The 24,076-nt window shown below is 65.1% G+C and carries 25 protein-coding genes; 10 read left to right on the top strand and 15 right to left on the bottom strand.

Annotation, left to right across the window (positions count from 1 at the left end):
• The first annotated feature begins 1 nt into the window (after position 1).
• From VCJ71_RS03100 to VCJ71_RS03075, 6 genes are all read left to right on the top strand, one after another.
• Positions 2–916: a polyprenyl synthetase family protein gene (locus VCJ71_RS03100; RefSeq protein WP_324639014.1), complete on the top strand. Its 915-nt coding sequence runs from the start codon at positions 2–4 to the stop codon at positions 914–916.
• The gene (coaD, locus tag VCJ71_RS03095) at positions 916–1,443 is read left to right on the top strand and encodes a pantetheine-phosphate adenylyltransferase (protein ID WP_324639012.1); all 528 of its coding nucleotides are present in this window, start codon (positions 916–918) and stop codon (positions 1,441–1,443) included. Before VCJ71_RS03100 ends, coaD begins: the two co-directional genes overlap by 1 nt.
• A 74-nt stretch (positions 1,444–1,517) precedes the next feature.
• Positions 1,518–2,207 (top strand): peptidylprolyl isomerase, encoded by a 690-nt coding sequence (locus VCJ71_RS03090; RefSeq protein ID WP_324639011.1) that lies wholly within the window; start codon positions 1,518–1,520, stop codon positions 2,205–2,207.
• Positions 2,208–2,282: 75 nt separating this feature from the next.
• The gene (queA, locus tag VCJ71_RS03085) at positions 2,283–3,311 is read left to right on the top strand and encodes a tRNA preQ1(34) S-adenosylmethionine ribosyltransferase-isomerase QueA (protein WP_324639009.1); all 1,029 of its coding nucleotides are present in this window, start codon (positions 2,283–2,285) and stop codon (positions 3,309–3,311) included.
• Positions 3,312–3,328: 17 nt separating this feature from the next.
• The gene (gene tgt, locus VCJ71_RS03080; protein ID WP_324639008.1) at positions 3,329–4,456 is read left to right on the top strand and encodes a tRNA guanosine(34) transglycosylase Tgt; all 1,128 of its coding nucleotides are present in this window, start codon (positions 3,329–3,331) and stop codon (positions 4,454–4,456) included.
• A 17-nt stretch (positions 4,457–4,473) separates the two neighbouring features.
• The gene (locus VCJ71_RS03075) at positions 4,474–4,776 is read left to right on the top strand and encodes a chorismate mutase (protein ID WP_324639006.1); all 303 of its coding nucleotides are present in this window, start codon (positions 4,474–4,476) and stop codon (positions 4,774–4,776) included.
• On the opposite strand, the gene VCJ71_RS03070 is transcribed toward VCJ71_RS03075, so the two are convergent.
• The 3 genes from VCJ71_RS03070 to VCJ71_RS03060 form a co-directional block, all read right to left on the bottom strand.
• Positions 4,740–4,946 (bottom strand): hypothetical protein, encoded by a 207-nt coding sequence (locus tag VCJ71_RS03070; RefSeq protein ID WP_290135201.1) that lies wholly within the window; start codon positions 4,944–4,946, stop codon positions 4,740–4,742. The genes VCJ71_RS03075 and VCJ71_RS03070 overlap by 37 nt on opposite strands.
• A gap of 109 nt (positions 4,947–5,055) precedes the next feature.
• Positions 5,056–5,670 (bottom strand): 30S ribosomal protein S4, encoded by a 615-nt coding sequence (rpsD, locus tag VCJ71_RS03065; RefSeq protein WP_324639003.1) that lies wholly within the window; start codon positions 5,668–5,670, stop codon positions 5,056–5,058.
• A gap of 193 nt (positions 5,671–5,863) precedes the next feature.
• The gene (locus VCJ71_RS03060; RefSeq protein ID WP_324639001.1) at positions 5,864–6,814 is read right to left on the bottom strand and encodes a TauD/TfdA family dioxygenase; all 951 of its coding nucleotides are present in this window, start codon (positions 6,812–6,814) and stop codon (positions 5,864–5,866) included.
• Between the two features lie 48 nt (positions 6,815–6,862).
• Here VCJ71_RS03060 and VCJ71_RS03055 point away from each other — a divergent pair, with 48 nt between their 5' ends.
• Positions 6,863–7,885: a hypothetical protein gene (locus VCJ71_RS03055; RefSeq protein ID WP_324638999.1), complete on the top strand. Its 1,023-nt coding sequence runs from the start codon at positions 6,863–6,865 to the stop codon at positions 7,883–7,885.
• 11 nt (positions 7,886–7,896) lie between these two features.
• Here the strand turns inward: VCJ71_RS03055 and VCJ71_RS03050 are convergent, their stop codons facing one another.
• The 9 genes from VCJ71_RS03050 to VCJ71_RS03010 form a co-directional block, all read right to left on the bottom strand.
• Complete coding sequence (locus VCJ71_RS03050; protein WP_324638998.1) at positions 7,897–8,634, bottom strand: RNA methyltransferase; 738 nt, start codon at positions 8,632–8,634, stop codon at positions 7,897–7,899.
• A complete protein-coding gene (gene nrdR, locus VCJ71_RS03045; protein WP_324638996.1) occupies positions 8,618–9,094 on the bottom strand; it encodes a transcriptional regulator NrdR in 477 nt (158 codons plus the stop codon). Before nrdR ends, VCJ71_RS03050 begins: the two co-directional genes overlap by 17 nt.
• Positions 9,095–9,097: 3 nt before the next feature.
• Complete coding sequence (gene glyA, locus VCJ71_RS03040) at positions 9,098–10,381, bottom strand: serine hydroxymethyltransferase (protein ID WP_324638994.1); 1,284 nt, start codon at positions 10,379–10,381, stop codon at positions 9,098–9,100.
• Positions 10,378–10,827: a ribose 5-phosphate isomerase B gene (gene rpiB, locus VCJ71_RS03035; RefSeq protein WP_324638993.1), complete on the bottom strand. Its 450-nt coding sequence runs from the start codon at positions 10,825–10,827 to the stop codon at positions 10,378–10,380. The genes glyA and rpiB overlap by 4 nt, the downstream gene beginning before the upstream one ends.
• A gap of 222 nt (positions 10,828–11,049) precedes the next feature.
• Entirely contained in the window at positions 11,050–13,059 is a 2,010-nt protein-coding gene (gene rpoD / locus VCJ71_RS03030; protein ID WP_324638992.1) for an RNA polymerase sigma factor RpoD, read from the bottom strand.
• 9 nt (positions 13,060–13,068) lie between these two features.
• Positions 13,069–15,012, bottom strand: a complete 1,944-nt coding sequence (gene dnaG / locus VCJ71_RS03025; RefSeq protein ID WP_324638990.1) for a DNA primase — start codon at positions 15,010–15,012, stop codon at positions 13,069–13,071.
• A 41-nt stretch (positions 15,013–15,053) separates the two neighbouring features.
• Positions 15,054–15,704: a hypothetical protein gene (locus VCJ71_RS03020; protein WP_324638988.1), complete on the bottom strand. Its 651-nt coding sequence runs from the start codon at positions 15,702–15,704 to the stop codon at positions 15,054–15,056.
• Complete coding sequence (locus VCJ71_RS03015) at positions 15,704–16,462, bottom strand: hypothetical protein (RefSeq protein WP_324638986.1); 759 nt, start codon at positions 16,460–16,462, stop codon at positions 15,704–15,706. Before VCJ71_RS03015 ends, VCJ71_RS03020 begins: the two co-directional genes overlap by 1 nt.
• Positions 16,459–16,911 (bottom strand): GatB/YqeY domain-containing protein, encoded by a 453-nt coding sequence (locus VCJ71_RS03010; protein WP_290135189.1) that lies wholly within the window; start codon positions 16,909–16,911, stop codon positions 16,459–16,461. Before VCJ71_RS03010 ends, VCJ71_RS03015 begins: the two co-directional genes overlap by 4 nt.
• 185 nt (positions 16,912–17,096) lie before the next feature.
• Here VCJ71_RS03010 and carA point away from each other — a divergent pair, with 185 nt between their 5' ends.
• The gene (carA, locus tag VCJ71_RS03005) at positions 17,097–18,305 is read left to right on the top strand and encodes a glutamine-hydrolyzing carbamoyl-phosphate synthase small subunit (protein ID WP_324638983.1); all 1,209 of its coding nucleotides are present in this window, start codon (positions 17,097–17,099) and stop codon (positions 18,303–18,305) included.
• A 448-nt stretch (positions 18,306–18,753) separates the two neighbouring features.
• On the opposite strand, the gene VCJ71_RS03000 is transcribed toward carA, so the two are convergent.
• Entirely contained in the window at positions 18,754–19,101 is a 348-nt protein-coding gene (locus tag VCJ71_RS03000; protein WP_324638982.1) for an endonuclease domain-containing protein, read from the bottom strand.
• Between the two features lie 66 nt (positions 19,102–19,167).
• Here VCJ71_RS03000 and carB point away from each other — a divergent pair, with 66 nt between their 5' ends.
• Both carB and greA read left to right on the top strand, forming a co-directional pair.
• A complete protein-coding gene (carB, locus tag VCJ71_RS02995) occupies positions 19,168–22,500 on the top strand; it encodes a carbamoyl-phosphate synthase large subunit (protein WP_324638980.1) in 3,333 nt (1,110 codons plus the stop codon).
• 102 nt (positions 22,501–22,602) lie between these two features.
• Positions 22,603–23,070, top strand: coding sequence for a transcription elongation factor GreA (gene greA, locus VCJ71_RS02990; RefSeq protein WP_324638978.1), 468 nt, complete (start codon positions 22,603–22,605; stop codon positions 23,068–23,070).
• 78 nt (positions 23,071–23,148) lie between these two features.
• On the opposite strand, the gene VCJ71_RS02985 is transcribed toward greA, so the two are convergent.
• Positions 23,149–23,373 (bottom strand): DUF4170 domain-containing protein, encoded by a 225-nt coding sequence (locus tag VCJ71_RS02985; protein ID WP_324638977.1) that lies wholly within the window; start codon positions 23,371–23,373, stop codon positions 23,149–23,151.
• 115 nt (positions 23,374–23,488) lie between these two features.
• Positions 23,489–24,037 carry a hypothetical protein gene (locus tag VCJ71_RS02980; protein ID WP_324638976.1) on the bottom strand — a complete coding sequence of 183 codons (549 nt, stop codon included), beginning with the start codon at positions 24,035–24,037 and terminating at the stop codon, positions 23,489–23,491.
• Between the last annotated feature and the right edge of the window lie 39 nt (positions 24,038–24,076).

Genomic DNA, 24,076 nt, shown 5'->3' with positions numbered 1-24,076 from the left:
GGTGGGCCTGAAACTCGCCGACGGGCTGCTGGCGCAGGAACTCGCGCGCGTTCAGGGCGAAGTGGACGCGCAGTTCGATGCGCTGCTTCCGGTGCCGGGCGACCGGCGTGCCCGGCTGGTCGAGGCTATGCGATATGCCGTGATCGGCGGCGGCAAGCGGCTGCGGCCCCTGCTGACAGTCGCCACGGCAGACCTGTTCGGCGTGGACCGCGAAACCTCCGTACGAGCGGGCTGCGCGGTGGAGGCGATCCATTCCTATTCGCTGATTCACGACGATCTTCCCTGCATGGACGACGACGCGATGCGCCACGGGCGCGAGACCACCCATCTCGCCTTCGACGAGGCGACGGCCGTGTTGGCCGGCGATTCGCTCCATGCCCTGGCCTTCGAAATCCTGATCGACCCGGCGATGAGCGGCGATCCCTTCACCCGGTGCGAGCTCGTCGAATGCCTTGCGCGGGCGAGCGGCCACGCCGGCATGGCGGGCGGCCAGATGATGGACATGATCGCCGAAGAGGAGGGGGGCGAGGGCTTCGACCTCCAGGCGATCACGCGGCTGCAGCAGCTGAAGACCGGTGCGCTCCTCGGTGCGGCGGTCGAAATGGGCGCGATTCTGGGCAAGCTGGCGCGGGAAGGCCGCGCGCACCTTCACGCCTATTCGCGCGACATCGGCCTCGCGTTCCAGATCGCCGACGACCTGCTCGACGTGGAAGGGGACGAGGCGAAAGCGGGCAAGGCGCTGCGCAAGGATGCGGACGCCGGGAAGGCCACTTTCGTGTCGCTGATGGGCGCCGACGCCGCTCGCGCGCAGGCCCGTGCACTGGTGGACCAGGCGATCGGCCACCTCGGATCTTATGGCGAAGAAGCCGAACTGCTGCGCGAAATTGCCCGCTTCATCGTGGAAAGGGACCGGTAATGGCCGCGAGCAACGAGAAAGAGCGTGTCGGCATCTATCCCGGTACCTTCGATCCGATCACGCTAGGCCATGCGGACATCATCCGGCGCGGCAGCAAGCTGGTTGACCGGCTGGTCATCGGCGTGACGACCAATCCCAGCAAGAACCCGATGTTCGATACCGACGAGCGGCTGGCCATGGTCAAGCGCGAGGTGGCGGCGATGGGCCTTTCCAATGTCGATGTCGTCGGCTTCAACGCGCTGCTGGTCAAATTCGCCAACAAGACCGGCGCCAGCGTCATCATCCGCGGCCTGCGCGCGGTCGCGGATTTCGAATACGAGTACCAGATGGCCGGCATGAACCAGCAGCTAGACGACGATATGGAAACCGTGTTCCTGATGGCCGATGTCTCGCTGCAGCCGATCGCGTCCAAGCTAGTCAAGGAAATCGCCATGTTCGGCGGCGATATCGGGCCCTTCGTATCGCCTGCGGTCAAGGACGAGGTCGATGCGCGGGTGGCGGAGACCGGCCAGCGCGGCGATTACTGAGGCGTTCATTGCGCGGACAGCGCGCTGTCGGTAAGTGCCGCACCATATCCATTCCTCGCAGATAGACGGAAACGATGATCAAGACGCTTTTCACTTCGCTGGCAGCCCTGGCCGCCCTGGCAACGCCCGTCGCCGCGAGCGCGCAGGATGCCGCGCCCGCGCCGCAGCGCGCCATTCCGCTGCGCGCGAATTACGACCTGACGCAGGACCTGGATAACATCCTCTATCTCGATCTTTCGACCGGCGAGCGGGTGGCCATCCGCCTCGTGCCCGAATGGGCGCCCAACCATGTCGAGCGGATCAAGACGCTTACCCGGCAGGGTTTCTATGACGGGGTGATCTTCCACCGCGTGATCGACAATTTCATGGCCCAGACCGGCGACCCGACCGGCACCGGGACCGGCTCTTCCTCGCTTCCCGACCTGCAGGCCGAATTCAATCGCCTGCCGCACGTGCGCGGCACGGTGTCGATGGCGCGTGCCAGCGCGGAAGACAGCGCCAACAGCCAGTTCTTCATCGTGTTCTACCCACGCTTCTCGCTCGACCAGAACTACACCAACTTCGGCCGGGTGATTTCGAACATGGACGCGGTGGATGCGATCGAGCGCGGTCAGCCGCCGGCGAACCCGACCCGCATCCTGCAGGCTTCCATCGCATCGGACAACAAGCCGCAGGCGATGCCGCAGCCGGTCGTGCTACCGCAGCAGGCACCGGAACTGACCGGGCCGGAAGCGGACATGGCCGAGGTGCCTCTCTCCGAGTGACGCGATGCGGCGCAGGCGCTAAGGCGCGCGCCATGAACGTCCTTCGATACACCAAGGTTGTCCGGGATCGACGCCATGCGCGTTGACCTGTTCGATTTCGAGCTACCGCCGGAGCGGATAGCGCTGCGCCCGGTGCGCCCGCGCGATGCGGCGCGCATGCTCTATGTGCCGGGCGAAGGCGCTTTCGAGGATCGCGGCGTGCGCGACTTGCCCGCCCTGCTGCGCGCCGGCGACGTGCTCGTCTTCAACGACACCCGGGTCATTCCCGCCCAGCTGGAAGGGCGGCGCGGCGAAGCGCGCATCGGCGCCACGTTGCACAAGCGGATCGACCTCAGGCGCTGGCAGGCCTTCGTCCGCAACGCCAAGCGCCTGCGCCCGGGGGACGTGGTCGAATTCGGCAGCGATGTCGCCGCGACCGCAGAGATGCGGCACGAGGATGGCAGCTTCACGCTCGCCTTCCACGGGGAGGAGCCGGTCGAGATCCTGCTCGAACGCGCCGGCACGCTGCCCCTGCCGCCCTATATCGCGGGCAAGCGCGGCACCGATGAAGCCGACCGCGAGGATTACCAGACGATCTTCGCCGCAGAGGATGGCGCCGTTGCGGCGCCGACTGCCGCGCTCCATTTCACCGACCGTCTGCTCGCCGAAATCGACGCGGCAGGGATCATGCGCGAAACCGTCACACTCCATGTCGGCGCGGGCACGTTCCTGCCCGTGAAGGCCGACGATACGGACGCGCACTGGATGCACAGCGAATGGGGCCGGATCGAGCCCGAAGTGGCGGACCGGCTGAACGCGGCGCGCGCTGCCGGCGGACGGCTGATCGCAGTCGGCACGACCTCGCTGCGCCTCATCGAAAGCGCGGCGGGAGAGGACGGGACGATCCGGCCGTTCGCAGCGGACACGGATATCTTCATCACGCCCGGCTACCGCTTCCGCGCGGTCGACGGGCTAATGACCAATTTTCACCTGCCGAAATCCACGCTGATGATGCTGGTGAGCGCGCTGGTGGGGCGGGAGCGGATGATGGCGGCCTATGCCCATGCGATCGCGCAGGAATATCGCTTCTACAGCTATGGTGACTCCTCTCTGCTGCTGCCCTAGAGGCGCGGGGCAAACCGATGACGAGCCGCTACTCCTTCACCATCGACGCGACCGACGGGGCCGCGCGCACGGGCTGCATATCCATGCTGCGCGGCGATATTCGCACGCCCGCCTTCATGCCGGTCGGCACTGCCGCCACGGTCAAGGCGATGAAGCCGGAAACGGTGCGGCAGACGGGTGCCGACATCATCCTCGGCAACACCTATCACCTGATGCTGCGCCCGGGCGCGGAGCGGGTCGCGCGGCTCGGCGGCTTGCACGAATTCATGAACTGGCAGCGCCCGATCCTGACCGACAGCGGCGGATACCAGGTGATGAGCCTGTCGGACCTTCGCAAGCTGACCGAAGAAGGGGTCGAATTCCGCAGCCATATCGACGGCAGCAAGCACATGCTGACGCCGGAACGCAGCATGGAAATCCAGCGCCTGCTCGGCAGCGATATCGTGATGGCCTTCGACGAATGCCCGCGCGCCGACCAACCGCGCGACGTGATCGCCCGCTCGATGGAACTATCGATGCGCTGGGCAAAGCGCAGCCGCGACGGGTTCGACAGCGGCGAAGAGCACGCGGACCGCGCCGCGCTGTTCGGCATCCAGCAGGGCGCGCTGGACGAGGGCCTGCGCCGCCAGTCCGCCCAGGCGCTGACCGAGATCGGCTTCGACGGTTACGCCATCGGCGGCCTTGCCGTGGGCGAGGGGCAGGAAGCCATGTTCGCTACGCTGGACTTCGCGCCCGGGCAGCTACCGTCCGACCGCCCACGCTACCTGATGGGGGTCGGCAAGCCCGACGACCTTGTCGGCGCGGTGGAGCGCGGGGTCGACATGTTCGATTGCGTGCTGCCGAGCCGCTCGGGCCGCAACGGGCAGGCGTTTACGTGGGACGGCGCGATCAACCTGCGCAACGCGCGCCACGCGGAGGACAGCGACCCACTGGACCCGCGCTGCACCTGTCCGACCTGCGGCAACTACAGCCGCGCCTATCTCCACCATCTCGTGAAGTCGGGGGAAATCCTCGCCGCGATGCTGGTGACGGAGCACAATATCTCCTTCTACCAGCAGCTGATGCAAACGATGCGCGATGCGATCGCGGGCGGGCGCTTTGCCGCCTTCGCCACCGATTTCCGCCGCGATTATTGCCGAGAATAGCAGGGACCTGCCGACCGATGCCGAAAATGCCCGAAGACTGCACCAGCATGGCCGAAGTGCGCGAAGGCGTCGATGCGACGGACCGCGAGCTTGTCGCGCTGCTCGACCGGCGCTTCGGCTACATGCGCGCCGCCGCCCGTATCAAGCCGAGCCGCGACGTGGTGCGCGACGAGGCTCGCAAGGCCGCGGTCATCGCTGCGGCACGGGCCGATGCCGGGGTGCGCGGCCTGCCGGCGGAAGAGATTGCCGCAATCTGGGAAACGCTGGTGGAAGCGTCGATCGCCTACGAACTGGTCGAGTGGGACCAGCTGCGCGACTGATCGGGCGGACCTTCGCAGAATTCCAGGATCGTACCGCGATACGGCGTGAAGTTGCCGGCCGCATCCATGAACCCGGCGCCGATCCTCTCGGCATATCGCTGCGCGTCTTCCAGCACCGGATACCACTTGCCACGGCGTTTCGCGGTGATGAAGCGGTAGAAGGTGGTCATAGCGTTCGATAAACGCTCGCCACCTGCGCAAAGTTCCGCGTAAATCACTGACAGGCAACAAAAAAGGCGGCCTCGCGGGGCCGCCTTTCGTGTTCGGTATGATACCCGATCAGCGCGAATAGAATTCGACCACCAGGTTCGGTTCCATCGTGACCGGGTAGGGCACTTCGTCGAGCTTGGGCACGCGGGTGAAGGTCACCTTGTCGGTGCCGTCGGCCACGACATAGTCGGGGATTTCGCGTTCCGGCAGGCTCTGCGCCTCGATGACCAGCGCCATGTCCTTGGCCTTGTCGCCCAGGCTGATGACGTCGTTCACGAAACAGCGGCGGCTGGCGATGTTGCACTTCACGCCGTTCACGCGGATGTGGCCGTGGCTGACCAGCTGGCGGGCAGCGAAGATCGTCGGCGCGAACTTGGCGCGGTAGACGATCATGTCGAGCCGCTGTTCCAGCAGGCCGATCAGGTTCTGGCCGGTGTCGCCCTTCATCGAGGACGCTTCCTTGTAGGTGCGGCGGAACTGCTTCTCGGTCACGTCGCCGTAGTAGCCCTTCAGCTTCTGCTTGGCGCGCAGCTGCAGGCCGAAGTCCGACATCTTGGACTTGCGACGCTGGCCGTGCTGGCCGGGGCCGTAAGACCGCTTGTTGACCGGGGAATTCGGGCGACCCCAGATGTTTTCACCCATCCGGCGGTCGAGTTTATACTTGGCGCTCTTGCGCTTCGACATAGGTCTTTCCTTCGATTTGCTGGATTGCCCCTGCGGCAACCGTTCAACCCGGCACTGCACCGACGGACCGTTCCGTCCGCCGCGGCCACCGCTTCACCGGGGTGCGGGACCAATCGGAGGGGTGCCGCAAGGGCACACCGCCGAAGTGAAGCGCGCGCATAGCAGGACCGCGCGCACAGTCAAGAATTACCGCTCAGGTATCGTGCGGCGTATCGGGCGGGACGAAGTCGTCCTGCCGCCACACGGGGTTCTCCGGCTCCAGCGGCCGCCGTTCGATGCCTTCGAGATAGCCGAAGAACGTGGCGATCCGCCGTTCTTCCGCATTCGCGATTGCCTTGCGCCCATGCATGAAGCGGCTGTTGTCCAGCAGCAGAATGTCGCCCTGCTGCCACGCGTGCGAATAGGTGAGGCGGCGCGCGGTGCTGCGGATTTCGTCCAGCCAGTCGTCGGGGAAGGGCTTGCCGTCGAGCGAGGGAAAGTTCGGCAGGCGCAGGTAATCGCGTGCGAACATCACGAAATTGGCAAAGGCAGGCTCGTCCTGGAACAGCGTGGGTTCGAACACCGGGCGGATGAAACCGCGCAGGATCTGCCCATGCGGCTTGCGAAAGAAATAGGGGCACGACGGCGGCGGGTTCTCCATCTGCTCCCGGCCCGGCGTTTCGGTGCCGAGCCAGAACTTGAGCAGGGCAGGGGACGCGGGCTGGATGTAGTAGAGCTTGCTGCCTTCCAGCGCCTGGCGGATTTCCGCGGGCATCTGCCGGACGATCTCGATCCCGTCGCAGATATTGGTCTGGCCGCCGACGCCCGGCGGATTGATGCAGCCGAACATGGCGAGATCGGGCCGCCACGGCTCCCGCGACAGTTCCGGGTGGAGCGGAAAAGGATCGCTGCCGAGATTGACCGATTGCACGGCATTGCCCTGCGTCAGCAATTGGCGGTTCGGGCTCTCGTTGAAAGACGAATGGCTGCACAGCATCCGGCTGAGCGCGGAAAAGCCTTCCAGCGAAGGCTCGAACCCGCGCAGCAGCACCGCACCGCTGGTTTCGATGGCGCTGCGGACCGCGCCCGTATCGACATCGGTCACGGGCTGGCCGTGTCCTTCGAACAGGGCGTAGGGCGTCGTCTGGGCTTCGGCAGTCGTCATGGCCGCGCTCTATAGTGCAGCGCGATGCCGCGTGCTAGGGCGCGCGCCATGGCGATTACACTCGAAACGCTGGCCAGCGATCCGGCGATCTACCTGTATGAATTCGATGGCGGCGACGCGGTGATCCAGCAGATGGATCGCAACCTGTTCCACAAGTCGATCTTCCTCGATGCGCGCATCCGCCACGGCGACCTGCCGCGCGGCCGTGTGCCATTGAAGGGCCTGCTGGAGAAATACGCCGGGCCGCCGCTTGCGGAACGCCCCATCGGGTGGATCTTCCATGTCGCGCAATGCGGCTCCACCCTGCTGGCGCGCGCGCTCGACCATGTCGGGCGCAGCCTCGTGCTGCGGGAGCCTGCGGCCCTGCGCCGCCTCGGCGTGATGAAGGGCGCGGACGGTGCGGGCGATGCCGCGTTCGACCGCGCGCTCGACGTGACGCTGTCAATGCTGGGCAAGCGCTGGGACGCGGGCACGCCGGTGATGGCGAAGGCCAACGTGCCGGTGAACTTCATCCTCGACGATGTCATGCGCCGCGCGCCCGGCGCGCCGGCCATCGCGCTGCATTATCCGCTTTCGACCTATATCGCTGCGATCCTGCGCACGCCCGGCCATGTCGAATGGACCGAACGCGTGTTCGGCGAGCTGCGCCTCGGCGCGCGCTACGCTGCGCCGAGCGCTGCCCACAAGGCGGCGGCGCTGTGGTTTGCGCAGATGAAGGCGTTCGAAAGCGCGATCGACGCCTATGGCAACGTGCATTCGCTCGATGCCGCGTGGTTCCTCGACCATCCGGTCGAGACCATCGAGGCCGCGGCGCGCCTGTTCGGCGTTTCCCTGCGCGAAGGAGAGGCGGCAGAGATCGCCGGCGGCGAGCTTTTCGCCAGCTATTCGAAAAACCCGGCGCTCGACTACGACCCCGAAGTGCGGGTTGCCCGCGATGCCGAGGCGAAAGAGCGCCTGCGCGGCGAAATCGCGGAAGCGCGCGCGTGGGTGGAAAAGGCGAAGGAGGAAAGTGGGCTGGCCGACCAGCTGGGCCGCCCCCTTGTCGGGCCGGGCACCGACCTGCTGGACTAGTCTGACGCTTCTTAGTCGCGCGGCGGTTTGCCGAGCGATGACAATACCCCGCGCATCGTGCGCACCTCCAGGTGGTTCCAGCCCGGCTTCGTGAGCATCCCGCGCAGAGTCAGGCGCGTGGCTTCCGCCCGGCTTTCGGGCAGGAAATAGCCGCGCGGCGCCAGCAGGTCCTCGAAATGGGCGATCATCCCTTCAAGCTCGGCCTGCGGGGCCGGCGGCAGGGCTTCCTCGTCCGTGGGCTGGACCAGGCCGGTATGTTCGCGTGCGACCTTCGACCATTCGTAGGCGCACAGGATCACCGCCTGCGCGAGGTTGAGCGAACCGAATTCGGGATTGATGGGCACCGTCAGGATCGTCCGGGCGAGCGCGACATCGGCCGTCTCCAGCCCCGAGCGTTCCGGCCCGAACAGGATGGCGCAGCGCCCCTCGGCACCGGCCATGTCGCGCGCGGCTTCCTCCGGAGTGTGGACCGGCTTGGTCACGCCGCGCTTGCGCACCGTCGTCGCCCAGACGTGGCTGCAATCCGCCACCGCCTCTGCCGTGGTGGCATAGACCTTCGCGTCGGCAAGGACTTGGTCCGCACCGGCGGCAGCAGGCCCGGCGGAGGGATTGGGCCAGCCATCGCGCGGCTCCACCATCCTCAGCTCGGTCAGCCCGAAATTGAGCATCGCGCGCGCGGCCTTGCCGATATTCTCGCCCAGCTGCGGGCGGACGAGGACGATGACCGGCTGGCTATTCACTCGCCGCATCGCGCCCGCCGGCTTCCTGGATCGCGCTGGCGAACTCCTCGAAATCGCGCGCCTCGCTGAAGTCGCGGTAGACGGAGGCGAAACGGATATAGGCCACGCTGTCGAGCTGGCGCAGACCGTCCATCACCATTTCGCCGATGCGGTGGCTGGGGATCTCGCTTTCGCCCGCCGTTTCCACCTGGCGCTGGATACCGGACACGAGCTGGTCGATCTGTTCGCGGCTGACATCGCGCTTCCGGCAGGCGAGGCTGACGGAGTGTTCCAGCTTGGACCGGTCGAAAGCCTCGCGCCGGTCACCGCTTTTGACGATGGTAACTTCGCGCAATTGGACACGTTCGAACGTGGTGAAGCGCGCGCCGCAGCTGCCACATTGGCGTCGGCGACGGATCGCGCCGCCGTCTTCGGCCGGGCGTGAATCCTTTACCTGGCTGTCGTCATGCGCGCAGAACGGGCAGCGCATGGCTCAGCGGCCGGGATAGACTGGGAAGGCGGCGCACATTTCGGCGACCTTGCCGCGCACGCGCTCTTCCACCTGGCCGTCGCCGTCTTCGCCATTGCGGGACATGCCGTCCACGACTTCGCAGATCAGCTTGCCGACTTCGCGGAATTCGTCCGTGCCGAAGCCGCGCGTGGTCCCTGCCGGGGTGCCGAGGCGGATGCCGCTGGTCACGAATGGGCTGCGCGTGTCGAACGGGATGCCGTTCTTGTTGCAAGTGAGCCAGGCGCGGTCGAGGCCCTTTTCCGCCGCCTTGCCGGTCACGTCCTTGGGCGTGAGGTCGACCAGCATCGAGTGGTTGTCCGTCCCGCCGGAAACGACGCGCAGTCCGTGCTCCTCGATGCTGGCGGCAAGCGCGCGGGCGTTCTCGACCACGCTTTTGGCGTAATCCTTGAATTCGGGGCGCAGCGCTTCGCGGAAAGCCACGGCCTTGGCCGCCACGACGTGCATCAGCGGGCCGCCCTGCATGCCGGGGAAGACCGCCATGTTGATCTTCTTGGTCAGGTCCTCGTCATTCCACAGGATGACGCCGGAACGCGGGCCGCGCAGGCTCTTGTGCGTGGTCGTCGTCACCACGTGGGCGTGCGGGAAGGGCGATGGGTGCGCGCCGCCCGCGACCAGGCCGGAAATGTGGCTCATGTCGCACAGCAGCCAGGCACCGATCTCGTCGGCGATCTCGCGGAAGCGCGGGAAGTCCCACGTGCGCGAATAGGCGGTGCCGCCGCAGATGATCAGCTTCGGCTTGTGCTCGCGCGCCGTTTCGGCGACCGCGTCCATGTCAATCAGCTCGTCGTCCTTGCGCACGCCGTAGCTGACCGGGTTGAACCACTTGCCGCTCATGTTGACGGGGCTGCCGTGGGTCAGGTGCCCGCCCGAATTGAGATCGAGCCCCATGAAAGTGTCGCCCGGCTCCAGCAGGGCCAGGAACACTGCCTGGTTCATCTGGCTGCCGCTGTTGGGCTGTACGTTGGCGAATTCGCAGCCGAACAGTTCCTTGGCCCGCTCGATCGCCAGCGTTTCGACCACGTCGGCATAGTCGCAGCCGCCGTAGTAGCGCTTGCCGGGATATCCCTCGGCATATTTGTTGGTGAACACGCTGCCGGTCGCTTCGAGCACGGCCGTGGAAGCGATGTTCTCGCTGGCGATCAGTTCGATCTTGTCCTGCTGGCGCGCGAGTTCGTTGCGGACCGCGGCGTAAACCTCCGGGTCGGCCTGTTCGAGCGTGTCGTTCCAGAAACGGTTGTCGGTCATGCGGTTCCTGCGAGGTTCGGATTGGAGAGTTTGTCGACGCGGCGCTGGTGGCGGCCCCCGGCGAATTCGGTGTCGAGAAAGGCGGTGAGGCAGGCTTTTGCCATGTCCACACCCGTCAGGCGCGCACCCATCGCGATGCAGTTTGCATCGTTATGTTCGCGGGCGAGGGCGGCGCTGAGCGGTTCGGACACGAGCGCGCAGCGCACCGCGGGATTTCGATTGACGCTCATCGAAATGCCGATGCCGCTGCCGCACAGGGCGACACCGCGCTCCGCCGTGCCGTCGGCCACGACGCCGGCCAGCTTGTAGCCGAAGTCCGGATAATCGACACTGTCCGCACTGTCGGGCCCGAGGTCGGCGACTTCGTGGCCCTGCTCGATCAGCCAGTCGCGCAGTGCGCTCTTGAGGTCGATGGCGGCATGGTCGGAGGCGATGGCGATTTTCATGGCGCCGCCATAGGGAAGGGGGGCGATTCGCGCGACCCCGTGCGACAAACAATCCAGCGATATCGGGCCGCAATGGCGCCTAAGAACAGGAAAGCCCCGGCACCGCTAGGGTGTCGGGGCTCCTGAAGCGTGCCTCACGAAGAGGCTTCTTCATAACCAGTCGATTTTTACATCGTCTGATACATTACCAATGACCGGGCGCGAAAAGCGTTCCCGAAAAAATTACTGGTCGAGGAAACTGCGCATTTTCCGGCTGCGGCTGGGGTGCTTCAGCTTGCGCAGCGCCTTGGCCTCGATCTGGCGGATGCGTTCGCGGGTCACGCTGAACTGCTGGCCGACCTCTTCCAGCGTGTGGTCGGTGTTCATGCCGATGCCGAAGCGCATGCGCAGCACGCGTTCCTCGCGCGGGGTGAGGCTGGCGAGCACGCGGGTGACGGTTTCCTTGAGGTTCGCCTGGATCGCCGCATCCACCGGGATGATGGCGTTCTTGTCCTCGATGAAATCGCCGAGGTGCGAATCTTCCTCGTCGCCGATGGGAGTTTCGAGGCTGATTGGCTCCTTGGCGATCTTCATCACCTTGCGCACCTTTTCGAGCGGCATGGAGAGGCGCTCCGCCATCTCCTCAGGCGTTGGTTCGCGGCCCTGCTCGTGCAGGAACTGGCGGCTCGTGCGCACCAGCTTGTTGATCGTCTCGATCATGTGGACCGGGATGCGGATCGTGCGCGCCTGGTCGGCGATCGAGCGGGTGATAGCCTGCCGGATCCACCACGTGGCATAGGTGCTGAACTTGTAGCCGCGGCGGTATTCGAACTTGTCGACCGCCTTCATCAGGCCGATGTTCCCTTCCTGGATCAGGTCGAGGAATTGCAGCCCGCGATTGGTGTATTTCTTGGCGATCGAGATCACGAGGCGCAGGTTCGCCTCCACCATCTCGCGCTTGGCGATTCGGGCCTCGCGCTCGCCCTTCTGCACCATGTTCACGATGCGGCGGAATTCCGGCAGGGCCATGCCGGTCTGGCTGGCGATATCGGCGATTTCGGTGCGGATGCGGTCGATGGCATCGGCCTCGCGCTCCGCAAAGGCCGCCCATTTCTTGTCCTTCTTCGCCTTCTCGGCAATCCAGCCATCGTCGAGCTCGTTTCCGACATAGGCGTCGAGGAAGTCGATCCGCTTGATCTTGTGCCGCTCCGCAAGGCGCAGCATTTGCCCGCCCAGCGCGGTCAGGCGGCGGTTGAAGGCGTAAAGGTTGTCGACCAGGAATTCGATCTTGGTCGCGTGGAACTGCATGCTTTCAACCTCGGCGGTCAGTTCCTCGCCCAGGCTTTCGTACTTGCGCTCCTTTGCCGCCGGCAGCTGCTCGCCGCGGCCGAGGGTCTCGACGCGCTCCTTCTGCAGCTTCTCGAACTTCTTGAATAGCGAGGTAATGCGCGCGAACCGCTCGATGGCATCGGGCTTCAGCGCCGCTTCCATCTGGGCGAGCGACATGGTGTTGTCCTCTTCCTCGTCGTCGTCCTTCTTCTTGGACGAACCTTCGCCGTCCTCGTCATCGCCGTCGTCTTCGTCGTCGCTGTCGTCGTCATCGTCGTCGCGGATAGTCGGGCCGGCGGTCTCTTCCGAGATTTCGCCGTCGTCGTCATCGTCTTCGGCGTCGTCGTTGAGCTTGTCGGCGGGCGGTTCCTTGGACAGCATCGCGTCGAGATCGAGGATCTCGCGCAGCTGCATTTCCTCGGCATTCAGGGCCTCGGACCAGTGGATGATGGCGTGGAAGGTGATCGGGCTCTGGCACAGGCCGATGATCATCGTGTCGCGCCCGGCCTCGATCCGCTTGGCGATGGCGATTTCGCCCTCGCGGCTGAGCAGCTCGACCGCGCCCATTTCGCGCAGGTACATGCGGACCGGATCGTCCGTCCGCTCCACCGTTTCCTTCTTCTTGGCCTCAGGGACGTTCTTCTTTTCGCCGGCCTGGATTTCCTCGACCTCGGACGCGGCTTCCTTGGCGGCCTCCGCTTCCTCGTCGCTTTCAACCACGTTCACGCCCATGTCGTTGAGCGCGCTCATCACGTCCTCAATCTGCTCCGAAGACATCTGGTCCTGCGGCAAGGCTTCGTTGAGCTCGTCATAGGTGACGTGCCCCTTCTTCTTAGCCTTGGTGATCAGCTTCTTGATCGACGCTTCGTTGAGGTCGATCAGCGGTGCGTCTTCGGTCTGCTTGGTCTTCGCGTCGGAGGCCATATGTCCCGTTCAATCCATTCGTTCGTCGCTGGCGCTGTCGGCTTTGTCCAGTGTGCCGGGGCCAGTGCCAGTTTCTGTGTCACTCCCGCCGCCATCCGCGCTGTTCGCGGCACGCTTGCGGGCCAAATCTTTCAACCGCTGATCGAATTCGGCGAGCAGGCGGCGGATGCGCTGCTGCTCGGCAAAATCCGCATCCTCCAGAGACGATTCGAACCGCGCCGTGGATGCCGCCAGGGCCTCCTCCAACGCGGGCCGATCGACCAGAAGGGCGACGGCTTCGGCTAGGTCCTCGGCGGCGGCTTGCGGATCTTGTCCTTCCATCAGGAAGGTGAAACGGGCGTTCGTATCCGGCAGCGTTTCGAGGCGCTCGCTTAGCGTTATGGTGTCATCGCCATTTATTTCAAGCGATTCCGCCGAGTCGAGAAGGGTTTCGATCGCCTGTGCCATGTTGGCATCGCCCGGGCGGTAACGGGCGAGCGCGTCAACATGCCGCGAAATCTGCGCCGGATGCCGCAACAAGCCTGCCACGACCGCCCGGCCGAGCGTGTCCCGGCTGCCGTTGAGTGCGCGCTGCAGCCGGCTGGCAACGGCACGGTCCATGGGGCGCGGGGGGGGCTCGCGGTTCCATCCCCTGCCGCCGCCGCGCGCACCGGGTCCGCGCGGAGTAAACGGCCGCTCCGGCCGCGGCGGGTAGGCGAAATTGCCGAACCGCTCCAGCCATTCGCGGCGGTAGAGCGCCTTGATATCCGGGTGCTCGATTGTCTCGGCATGGTCCATCAGCCGCGCCTTCAGGCTGGCCTTATCTTCCGGGCTGTCGAGCGGGCCGGCGGCAAGCTCGGTTTCCCAGATCAGCTCGAGCAACGAACGGGGCTGCGCGATCAGCCGTTCCATCGCACCGGCACCGCCCTGTTTCACCACGTCGTCCGGGTCCTTGCCGGCGGGCAGGGTCACGAAGCACAGGCTGTGGCCCGGGCGCAGCAGGGGCAGGGCGCGCACCGCCGCCTTCATTGCCGCCCGCTGGCCTGCGGCATCGCCGTCGAAACACAGGATGGGCCGATCGACCAGCTGCCACAGCCGCTCGATCTGCCGTTCGGTCAGCGCCGTGCCGAGCGGGGCGACCGCTTCGGGAAGACCGGCGGCGGCCAGCGCGACCACATCCATGTAGCCTTCCACCACCAGCACCCGCCCGCTCTTGCGCGAAGCTGGCCCGGCGCGGTGGAGATTGTAAAGCGTAGAGCCCTTGTCGAAGAGCGAAGTCTCCGGCGAATTCAGGTATTTCGGGGCGTTTGTGTCGCCCGTGTCGAGGATGCGGCCACCGAAGGCGATCACCCGCCCGCGCGCATCCTGGATCGGCAGCATCAACCGCGCCCGAAATCGGTCGTAAGGCTCCTTTTCCTCGACCGAGATCTGCATCCCGGCATCGACCAGCATCGCCCGGTCGAAATCCGCCAGCGCTTCCCTGATGCCCTGCCGGCTGTCGGGCGCGTAGCCGAAGCCGAATTCCTCGCTCGTTTTCGCATCAATCCCGCGCGCGTCGAGATATTGCCGCGCGGCAGCACCTTTCTCGCCCAAGAGGTTGGCGCGAAACCAGTTTTGCGCGGCGGAGGTGACGTCATGAAGGCTGGCGCGTTCCTCCGCCCGCTGTGCGGCGCGCGGGTCCGGCGCGGGGACTTCCATCCCTGCGGCCGCGGCAAGCTCCTTTACCGCATCCATGAACGGCAAGCCCTGCTGGTCGGTCAGCCAGCGGATCGCGTCGCCATGCGCCTGGCAGCCGAAGCAGTGATAGAAGCCCTTGGCGTCGTTGACGTAGAAGCTGGGCGTCTTTTCGTCATGGAACGGGCAACACGCCTTGAATTCACGCCCCGCGCGGGTGAGCTTCGTCGTCCGCCCGACCAGCGTCGACAGCGTGGTTCGCGCACGCAGTTCGTCCAACCATTGGGGGGAAAGCGCCATCGCGGCTTAATGGCGCGGCGGGGGCGTGAAGCGCAAGCCCGTCAGCGGGCTTCCGAACCACATTCGTCGTCGGGCTCGCGGCTGTCGAGCAGATGGGTGCCTTGCCAGAACAGCGTCACGGTCTCCCCGCGGGTCCAGGCATCGCCAAGGCGCCGCTCCAGCACGAGCTCATCGCGGATGCAGGCAAGCGAGAAGGCGCCGTCGTCGCCCAAGGCGGCGCGCGCCTCGCCATAGGAGAAGCCGCCGATACCGTTGAAGCCGGTGCGGCGCACGTACTGGCCGACGGCCTGCGTGCTACCGGCCCCGAACGGGGTGAGGGTGGCGATATAGGTCACCTCCACTCCGGCAGGCGGGGCGAGGGGGTCGCACGGGCGCACGTCGATGGGGCAGGCGACATAGACTTCGCGCATCACCCCGCGGTCGGCCTCGACCATGTATTCGGGCGGTGTCGTATCCCGCACACGCTTGCGCGGACCGAGCACGACGCGGTCGAAATCGCGGGCGAGGACGTCATACGTGTCGTCCGGCTCGTTCCCGACGACCGGCGCGCGGGTGTAACGCCCGTCGGTCAGGTCGGGATAATCGCCCGCCGCGTCCACGAAATCGCGGCCCCGATCCGGATCGTAATCGCCGGTGGTGGCACAGGCGGTCGCCATCAGGCTGCCCAAAAGGATCGGGACGAGGCGTTTCATTATCCGGCAGGCTCCGCAGTGTCGTTGCACGCATTGCTAGCGCCGTCCGCGCCGCCGGGATAGGGGCCGGAGCCTACTGCATCGGTATAATTCGCCGTCAGCTGGTAGGCATCGGCCGGGCCGGACGGCGGCACGGTGCTCTGCCACCAGAAGGTGATCGGCTCGCGCGCTTCCCACTGGTCGCCGCCATCGCCGGCCGACACGGTCCAGACCAGCGCGCCGCCGTCGCAGGTGACGACCACGTCGGCCTTCTCGCCCACGGCAGCGATCGCTTCCGCCTTTGAGAAGCCGACATTGCCGGTGAAGCCGGTGGCCGGGCGCGTCATGCGGAACGCGGTCGCCCGCTCGACATCGCTGGACGTGTTGCCCGCGCCGACCCCGGTGCTGCCGTCATTGTCCTCGCCCGGATAGACGATGTGGACATAGGTGTAGACGGTGCCCTCGGGCGCGGTCTTCGGATCGCATTCCGGCATGCCGTTGGGGCAGGCGACATAGGATGTCATGTCGCCGAAATTGCCCGCCTCGTTGGAAATGGCCGCCTTCACTTCCGGCCCCTGCGTCCCGACGATCTTGGCGCCCAGCTGCAATTCGCCGAAGTCGCCCGCCTTCAGCGCCATGGCGTCAAGCGCCGCTTCGCCATCGGTTTCGGGCGTTTCGAGGTCGGCGGCATCGCTGCCTTCGACACCTTCCGGCTCGCTGGAGCAGGCGGACAGGGTCAGCCCGGCGGCGATGGCGGCTACGAGTGCGATATTCTTCACGACAAACTCTCCTTCACCCACCCGCTGGCTTTGCTCATGTCGAGCTCGGCGCCGTGGCGCTGTTTCAGTTCGGCCATCACGCGGCCCATGTCCTTCATCCCTTCGGCGCCCGTATCCGCCTTGATGCGGGCGATGGCGGCCTTGGTATCTTCCTCGCTCATTTGGGCGGGCAGGAATTCCTCGATCACCGCCAGCTCGGCCTGTTCCTGCTCGGCCAGTTCCGTGCGGCCGCCGGCCGTGTACATCTCGATGCTTTCGCGGCGTTGTTTCGCCATTTTCTGAAGAACTTCGGTTACCAGCGCATCGTCTTCCGGCTTCTTGTCGGCGGTGCGCAGTTCGATATCGCGGTCCTTCAGCTTCGCCTGGATCAGGCGCAGCGCGGCGGTGCGTTCCTTGTTGCGGTCCAGCATGGCGGACTTCGTGGCGGCCTGGATATCGTCCCTGATCATCGTAAGTGTCGCTTTCCTGTGTGCCGCATGCGGCGAATCCTGTGGATGGTTTCCCCCGTCCTAGGCCAAGCGGGGGGCATCGGGCAAAACTTTGCGCGAAAGGGCCGTTGACGAAGCCATGCTGCGGGTATAGCCGCCGACGCTTAGCGACATCGCCGGAAAACCCCTTACTCGGAGCGCCCCCTATGGCCCGTACCGCATCTTCACGCGCGCAACCTGCAGGGGCGACGGGAGTCCTCGTCATGGCCGACGGCACCATCATGTGGGGCCACGGCATCGGCGCGACCGGCAGCGCGGTGGGCGAAGTTTGCTTCAACACCGCGATGACCGGCTACCAGGAGGTGATGACCGATCCCTCCTACGCCGCGCAGATCGTCACCTTCACCTTTCCCCATATCGGCAATGTCGGCGTGAACGACGAGGATGTCGAAAGCGCGGTTGGCAGCGGTGTCGACAGCGCAGTCGGCTGCATCGTGCGCGAGGCGATCACCCCCGCCAGCAATTTTCGCAGCGGCGGGGAGTTCGGCGAATGGCTGGCGAAGCACGGCAAGATCGGCCTGTCCGGCATCGACACCCGCGCGTTGACCCGCCGCATTCGCATGCTTGGCGCGCCCAACGCGGTGATCGCCCACGACCCGCGCGGCAATTTCGATCTCGACGCCCTGCTGGGCAAGGCGCAGGACTGGCCGGGGCTGGAAGGCATGGACCTCGCCCGCATCGTCAGCCGGGAAAAGCAGGAACAATGGGGCGGCGGCAGCTGGACGCTCGGCAAGGGCTACGGCCGCGCCGCGTGGGCGGACGAGGGCGGCAAGACCAAGCCGCACGTCGTCGCCATCGATTACGGCAGCAAGGACAATATCTTCCGCAACCTGGTGAAAGCCGGCGCGAGAGTGACCGTGGTGCCCGCGCGCACGAGCCTGGAGGACGTGCTGGCGCATGAACCGGACGGCGTGTTCCTTTCCAACGGCCCTGGCGATCCGGCGGCGACGGGCGAATATGCGGTGCCGGTAATCAAGGGCCTGCTGGACCGCGACGTGCCGATCTTCGGCATCTGCCTCGGCCACCAGATGCTGGCGCTTGCAGCGGGCGCGAAGACGGTAAAGATGCACCAGGGCCACCGCGGCGCGAACCACCCCGTCCAGCGCGTGGGCGAAAGCTGGGGCGAAACGCAGGGATTGGTCGAAATCACCAGCATGAACCACGGCTTCGCTGTGGACGGCGACACTCTGCCGGACGGCGTGGAGCAGACCCACGTCTCACTGTTCGACGGCAGCAATTGCGGCATCGCGATCAGCGGCAAGAAGGCGTTCGGCGTGCAGTACCACCCGGAAGCGAGCCCCGGGCCGCAGGACAGCTTTTATTTGTTCGAGAAGTTTGTGGGGATTTTGGGGTGAGGTCCTTTATTGCAATCTCGACTGGACTGATTTGTGCTGCTTGTGGTGGTTCGGATTACGTTGTTGCCGAAAAACTTAGTAATATCGAGCTTCAAACAATCATCGCTGACTGCCAATTGGGAGAAGGTGACTTCGACGCTGACGATGGCCGACTTACTCTTTCAAAGAATTTGGAGTTTGAGAGAGCAAGTTGCGTGCTCAGATACACGAAATCCATTGGGAAAAAGGTCGGTCCCGAAGTCGGCAGCGAAGTATACGTAACGCCGGATGCAGGCCAATAATGTCCAAACGCACCGAAATTTTCTCTATACCTCGTCATCAGGACCAAAAACTCCCTTCCCCGTGGGGAAGGGTTGGGGATGGGGGTTCGGCGGTGATGGGGCAAGACGACATCGCAGGCGTTGTACACCCATCCCCCGACCCCTTCCCTCCAAGGAAGGGGAGGTCGTCATCGCTGGTTGCGCGCGAGTTCGATCTCGGCAGCAATCATCGCCAACACGCCGTCCGGATTTTCGTTAATGTCGTGATTCCAGAAGCGGATGACGCGGTAGCCGTGGGCTTCGATCACCTCCGTTCGCGCGGCGTCACTTTCGCGCGAATGCTGCCCGCCGTCGCATTCGATCGCGAGCCTGAGGCTGCGGCAGGCGAAGTCGACGATGTATCCCCCGACCGGGAATTGCCGCGTGAATTTCACGCCGAGCTGGCTCGCACGCAAGTGCTGCCACAGCTTTCTCTCGGCGTCCGTCATGTCGCGCCGCAGATTGCGCGCGGTTGCGGTCAGTCTCTTTTCAGCCAACGCCGTACACCCATCCCCGACCCTTCCCTCAAGGGAAGGGAGTTTCGTATCACGAAAGCTGCCTGAATGCCCAAACGCACTGACATTTCCTCCATCCTCGTGATCGGCGCGGGGCCTATCGTTATCGGGCAGGCGTGCGAGTTCGATTACTCCGGCACGCAGGCCATCAAGGCGCTGAAGGAGGAGGGGTACCGGGTGATCCTGGTCAACTCCAACCCCGCCACGATCATGACCGATCCGGAGTTTGCCGACGCGACCTATGTCGAGCCGATCACGCCGGAAATCGTCGCCAAGATCATCGAGAAGGAGCGGCCCGACGCGGTCCTGCCCACGATGGGCGGGCAGACGGCGCTCAACTGCGCGCTGGCGCTGTTCAACGACGGCACGCTGGAACGGCTGGGCGTGCAGATGATCGGCGCCGATGCCGAAGCCATCGACAAGGCCGAAGACCGCCAGAAATTCCGCGTGGCGATGGACAAAATCGGGCTGGAAAGCGCACGCAGCGGCATCGCACACTCTGTCGAAGAAGCCTTCGAAGTGCTTGAAAGGACAGGCCTTCCCTCCATCATCCGGCCCAGCTTCACGCTTGGCGGGACCGGCGGCGGCGTGGCATACAACCGGGCCGAGTTCGAAAGCATCGTACGCGGCGGGCTCGACGCCAGCCCCACCACCGAAGTCCTGATCGAGGAATCGCTCCTCGGCTGGAAGGAATACGAGATGGAGGTCGTGCGGGATCGCAACGACAACTGCATCATCGTGTGCTCGATCGAGAATGTCGATCCGATGGGCGTCCACACCGGCGATTCCATCACCGTCGCGCCGGCGCTGACGCTGACCGACAAGGAATACCAGATCATGCGGACCGCCAGCATCAAGGTGCTGCGCGAAATCGGCGTGGAAACAGGCGGTTCGAACGTACAATTCGCAGTCAATCCCAAGGATGGCCGCCTGATCGTGATCGAGATGAACCCGCGCGTCTCGCGCTCTTCCGCGCTCGCATCCAAGGCCACCGGCTTTCCCATCGCGCGCGTCGCGGCGAAGCTGGCCGTCGGATACACGCTGGACGAAATCACCAACGAGATCACGGGCGCCACGCCGGCCAGTTTCGAGCCCACCATCGACTATGTCGTGACCAAGATCCCGCGCTTCGCCTTCGAGAAGTTCAAGGGATCGAAGAACGAGCTATCCACCGCGATGAAGTCGGTCGGCGAAGTCATGGCCATCGGCCGCAACTTCCAGGAATCGATGCAGAAGGCGCTGCGCGGCCTCGAAACCGGGCTCGACGGGTTCAACCGGGTGCTGAAGTTGGAGGGCACGAGCCGCGAGGTCATCACCGCCGCGCTTTCGAAAGCGACGCCCGACCGCCTCCTCAATGTCGCACAGGCTTTCCGCGAAGGGCTGACGCTCGATGAAATCCACGCGGTCACCCATTACGACCCGTGGTTTCTGCGCCAGATCGAGGCGATCATCTACGAAGAGCGGATGATTGCGCATAACGGCCTGCCGAACACGGCGGAGGAAGTGCGCCGCCTGAAATCCATGGGCTTTTCGGACCGCCGCCTCGCCACGCTGGCCGTGCGCTCCGTCGGTGTTGCGGGGGGCCTCGCGGAAACGCAGGCGAAGCGCAGCGGGCTGCTGCACGATGCCTTGCGCGCCATGGCCGGCGCCACCAGCGCAGAGGAAGTGCGCAAGCTGCGCTACAAGCTGGGCGTGCTGCCCGTGTTCAAGCGCATCGACAGCTGCGCCGCCGAGTTCGAAGCGATCACGCCCTACATGTACTCGACCTACGAAGCGCCGTCCTTCGGGGAGGCAGAGGACGAGGCGAACCCGAGCGACTGCAAGAAAGTGGTCATCCTGGGTGGCGGCCCGAACCGGATCGGGCAGGGCATCGAGTTCGATTACTGCTGCGTCCACGCCTGTTTCGCGCTGGAGGAAGACGGGTTCGAGACCATCATGGTCAATTGCAACCCGGAAACCGTCTCCACCGATTACGACACCTCCGACCGCCTCTATTTCGAGCCGCTGACGGACGAGGACGTGCTGGAAATCCTGCGCGTGGAGATGTCGAAGGGCGAGCTTGCCGGCGTGATCGTGCAGTTCGGCGGTCAGACGCCGCTGAAGCTGGCGCAGGCGCTGGAAGATGCGGGGATCCCGATCCTAGGCACTAGCCCCGACGCCATCGACCTGGCCGAAGACCGCGAACGCTTCGCCAAGCTGGTCAACAAGCTGAAGCTGAAACAGCCTGCCAACGGCATTGCCCGCAGCCGCGACGAAGCCGCCGCGGCGGCCGCGCGGATCGGCTATCCCGTGCTGCTGCGCCCGTCCTATGTCCTCGGCGGCCGCGCGATGGAGGTGGTCGACAGCGAACCGCAGCTCGACGACTATATCGAGAATGCGGTCAACGTGTCGGGCGACAGTCCGGTGCTGGTGGACCAGTATTTGCGCGACGCCATCGAATGCGATGTCGACGTGCTTTGCGACGGCAGCGAGGTTCGCATCGCGGGCGTGATGCAGCATATCGAGGAAGCGGGCGTGCACTCGGGCGACAGCGCCTGCACCATCCCGCCCTACAGCCTGCCCGCCGAAATCGTCGAGGAAATGGAACGCCAGGCAGAGGCGCTTGCCATCGAGCTCGGCGTGGTCGGGCTGATGAACGTGCAGTTCGCGGTGAAGGATGGCGAGGTCTACCTGATCGAGGTCAACCCGCGCGCGAGCCGCACGGTGCCCTTCGTCGCCAAGGCCATCGGCCAGCCCATCGCCAAGTGGGCCGCGCGGATTATGGCGGGCAAGAAATTGTCGGAATTCCCCGCCGTGCGCCGCGAGCTCGACTACATGGCGGTGAAGGAAGCGGTCTTCCCCTTCGCCCGCTTCCCCGGCAGCGACCCGGTGCTCTCGCCCGAAATGCGCTCCACCGGCGAGGTGATGGGGATCGACCGCGATTTCCCCACCGCGTTCCGCAAGTCGCAGATCGGGGCGGGCATGATCCTGCCGACAAGCGGCACCGTGTTCGTGTCGGTCAAGGATAGCGACAAGCAGGTGATCCTTGAGCCCGTCAAGTCATTGATATTGCTTGGTTTCGATGTGATAGCAACAGGCGGCACGCAAAGCTTCCTCGCGCAGGCGGGTCTGTCCGTAACGCGGGTCAACAAGGTGGCCGAAGGGCGGCCCCATATCGTCGACCGCATCATCGACGGCGAAGTGGCGCTGATCATCAACACGACCGAAGGCTGGCAGTCGCTGAAGGACTCCCAGTCGATCCGCGCCAGCGCACTCGACAGCAAGGTTCCGTACTACACGACCGCGGCTGCCAGCGCAGCCGCGGTGCAGGCCATCGCCGCCGCGCGCGACGGCCAGCTTGAAGTCCGGCCGCTTCAGGACTATTACAGCACCGACGGATAGAGATTTTCCCCGACAGACCGGACCACAGGGCCGCACCCTTCATGGGAGCGGGCAGGGCGGTTTTGACACGGTTGTGCGGGGAGCGAGAGAGAAAGACGGACCATGGAAAAAGTGCCGATGCTCGCCGAAGGGTATGAGCAGATCACCGCCGAACTGAAGGCGCTGCGCGCCGAACGTCCGAAAATCGTCGACGCGATCGAGGAAGCGCGCGCGCATGGCGACCTCTCCGAAAACGCGGAATACCATGCCGCGAAGGAACGCCAGGGCCAGGTCGAAGCCATGATCGGCGACCTGGAAGACCGTGTCAGCCGGGCGCAGATCATCGACCCGACTTCCCTTTCGGGCGACAAGATCGTGTTCGGCGCCACCGTCACCCTGCTGGACGAAGACGACAAGCCGGTTAAGTACCAGATCGTCGGCCAGACCGAGGCCGACGCGAAGAAGGGGCGCATCAGCTACAGCTCGCCGCTGGGCCGCGCGCTCATTACCCGGCAAGTCGGCGACGAGATCGAAGTGACCGTGCCGAGCGGGGACAAGTTCTATCTCGTCAAGAAGATCGAATTCATCTGAGGCACCAGCCCCTGGGCAAACAAAAAGGGCTGCCGGAAGCGATCCGGCAGCCCTTTTTCGTATCCGCTGGCTGGGCGGTCATACCTTTACGTCCGGTTCGAACAACTTGTGCAAGTGGACGATGACGTATTTCATCTCCGCATCGTCGACTGTACGCTGGGCCTGGCCCCGCCATGCCTCGACCGCGTCGTCGTAACTGCGGAACACGCCCACCACGTGGATGCTTTCCGGATCCTTGAAGTCGTGGCCGCGCGGGTCGTTCACGCGCCCGCCCATTACCTGGTAAAGTTCCTGATCGGCCATCGGGCCACCTTCCTGTCCGTTATCTGGTTTCAGTGCGCGCCATACGAAATTCCCCACCGCAGGCAAGGCCCGGACGGGGAAATTCGATTGCAGTCAACCCGCGCGGGCTGCGCGTTCAGCGCTGGAAATAGCGACCTGCGCGTTCGATCGAACGGCGCGAACCCTTGATCGCGCGGCGGCCCACCAGGCGCGAACGATCGCTGGCGTCGGCGGCCCGGAACTTGGCGGCACGGCCGAGGTGACGCGCTTCGTAACCCGCTCGATCACCCAGATCATCGAGCGACTGCAAGCCACTGCGGCCGGCTTCGCTGATCGAGGCGAGGGCGGCTTCGCCATATTCCATGACCGCATCGGCCGCGAGTGCGGCCAGAGCGGCCCCGCGGCGTCCCGCCCGGCGGGTCGGCGAATTCCGGAACAGCGCCGAGATGGCGATGCCGGCAACAACCGCACCGGCTACCACGGTCAACGGGTTCTTCTTGGTGTACTCGACCGCCGCATCGCGGGCTTCTGCCAGCTGGTCGGTGAAGCTGGTTTCCTGCCGACGCTCGAGGTCGGCTTCGCCGGCTTCGATACGCGCGCGGATTGCCTCGCGCTTTTCCTCTTCGGTCATGGCGGCTTGGTTGGTGGCGGCGTCGTTGTCGGAAACTACGGTCAGGTTGCTCATGGTGTCCTCTGGGCAAGTGTTTGGGATATCTACCAAACC

The sequence above is a fragment of the Pseudoblastomonas aquimaris genome (genome assembly GCF_035481675.1).
GTDB lineage: Bacteria > Pseudomonadota > Alphaproteobacteria > Sphingomonadales > Sphingomonadaceae > Alteriqipengyuania_B.
This window is presented reverse-complemented; position numbering and strand designations above follow the sequence as displayed.

Excerpts from the sequence above, each read along its gene's own strand:
- coaD (WP_324639012.1), top strand. The coding sequence starts at position 916 with ATGGCCGCGAGCAACGAGAAAGAGCGTGTCGGCATCTATCCCGGTACC.
- VCJ71_RS03090 (WP_324639011.1), top strand. The coding sequence starts at position 1,518 with ATGATCAAGACGCTTTTCACTTCGCTGGCAGCCCTGGCCGCCCTGGCA.
- queA (WP_324639009.1), top strand. The coding sequence starts at position 2,283 with ATGCGCGTTGACCTGTTCGATTTCGAGCTACCGCCGGAGCGGATAGCG.
- tgt (WP_324639008.1), top strand. The coding sequence starts at position 3,329 with ATGACGAGCCGCTACTCCTTCACCATCGACGCGACCGACGGGGCCGCG.
- VCJ71_RS03075 (WP_324639006.1), top strand. The coding sequence starts at position 4,474 with ATGCCGAAAATGCCCGAAGACTGCACCAGCATGGCCGAAGTGCGCGAA.
- VCJ71_RS03070 (WP_290135201.1), bottom strand. The coding sequence starts at position 4,946 with ATGACCACCTTCTACCGCTTCATCACCGCGAAACGCCGTGGCAAGTGG.
- rpsD (WP_324639003.1), bottom strand. The coding sequence starts at position 5,670 with ATGTCGAAGCGCAAGAGCGCCAAGTATAAACTCGACCGCCGGATGGGT.
- VCJ71_RS03060 (WP_324639001.1), bottom strand. The coding sequence starts at position 6,814 with ATGACGACTGCCGAAGCCCAGACGACGCCCTACGCCCTGTTCGAAGGA.
- VCJ71_RS03055 (WP_324638999.1), top strand. The coding sequence starts at position 6,863 with ATGGCGATTACACTCGAAACGCTGGCCAGCGATCCGGCGATCTACCTG.
- VCJ71_RS03050 (WP_324638998.1), bottom strand. The coding sequence starts at position 8,634 with ATGCGGCGAGTGAATAGCCAGCCGGTCATCGTCCTCGTCCGCCCGCAG.
- nrdR (WP_324638996.1), bottom strand. The coding sequence starts at position 9,094 with ATGCGCTGCCCGTTCTGCGCGCATGACGACAGCCAGGTAAAGGATTCA.
- glyA (WP_324638994.1), bottom strand. The coding sequence starts at position 10,381 with ATGACCGACAACCGTTTCTGGAACGACACGCTCGAACAGGCCGACCCG.
- rpiB (WP_324638993.1), bottom strand. The coding sequence starts at position 10,827 with ATGAAAATCGCCATCGCCTCCGACCATGCCGCCATCGACCTCAAGAGC.
- rpoD (WP_324638992.1), bottom strand. The coding sequence starts at position 13,059 with ATGGCCTCCGACGCGAAGACCAAGCAGACCGAAGACGCACCGCTGATC.
- dnaG (WP_324638990.1), bottom strand. The coding sequence starts at position 15,012 with ATGGCGCTTTCCCCCCAATGGTTGGACGAACTGCGTGCGCGAACCACG.
- VCJ71_RS03020 (WP_324638988.1), bottom strand. The coding sequence starts at position 15,704 with ATGAAACGCCTCGTCCCGATCCTTTTGGGCAGCCTGATGGCGACCGCC.
- VCJ71_RS03010 (WP_290135189.1), bottom strand. The coding sequence starts at position 16,911 with ATGATCAGGGACGATATCCAGGCCGCCACGAAGTCCGCCATGCTGGAC.
- carA (WP_324638983.1), top strand. The coding sequence starts at position 17,097 with ATGGCCCGTACCGCATCTTCACGCGCGCAACCTGCAGGGGCGACGGGA.
- carB (WP_324638980.1), top strand. The coding sequence starts at position 19,168 with ATGCCCAAACGCACTGACATTTCCTCCATCCTCGTGATCGGCGCGGGG.
- greA (WP_324638978.1), top strand. The coding sequence starts at position 22,603 with ATGGAAAAAGTGCCGATGCTCGCCGAAGGGTATGAGCAGATCACCGCC.
- VCJ71_RS02985 (WP_324638977.1), bottom strand. The coding sequence starts at position 23,373 with ATGGCCGATCAGGAACTTTACCAGGTAATGGGCGGGCGCGTGAACGAC.
- VCJ71_RS02980 (WP_324638976.1), bottom strand. The coding sequence starts at position 24,037 with ATGAGCAACCTGACCGTAGTTTCCGACAACGACGCCGCCACCAACCAA.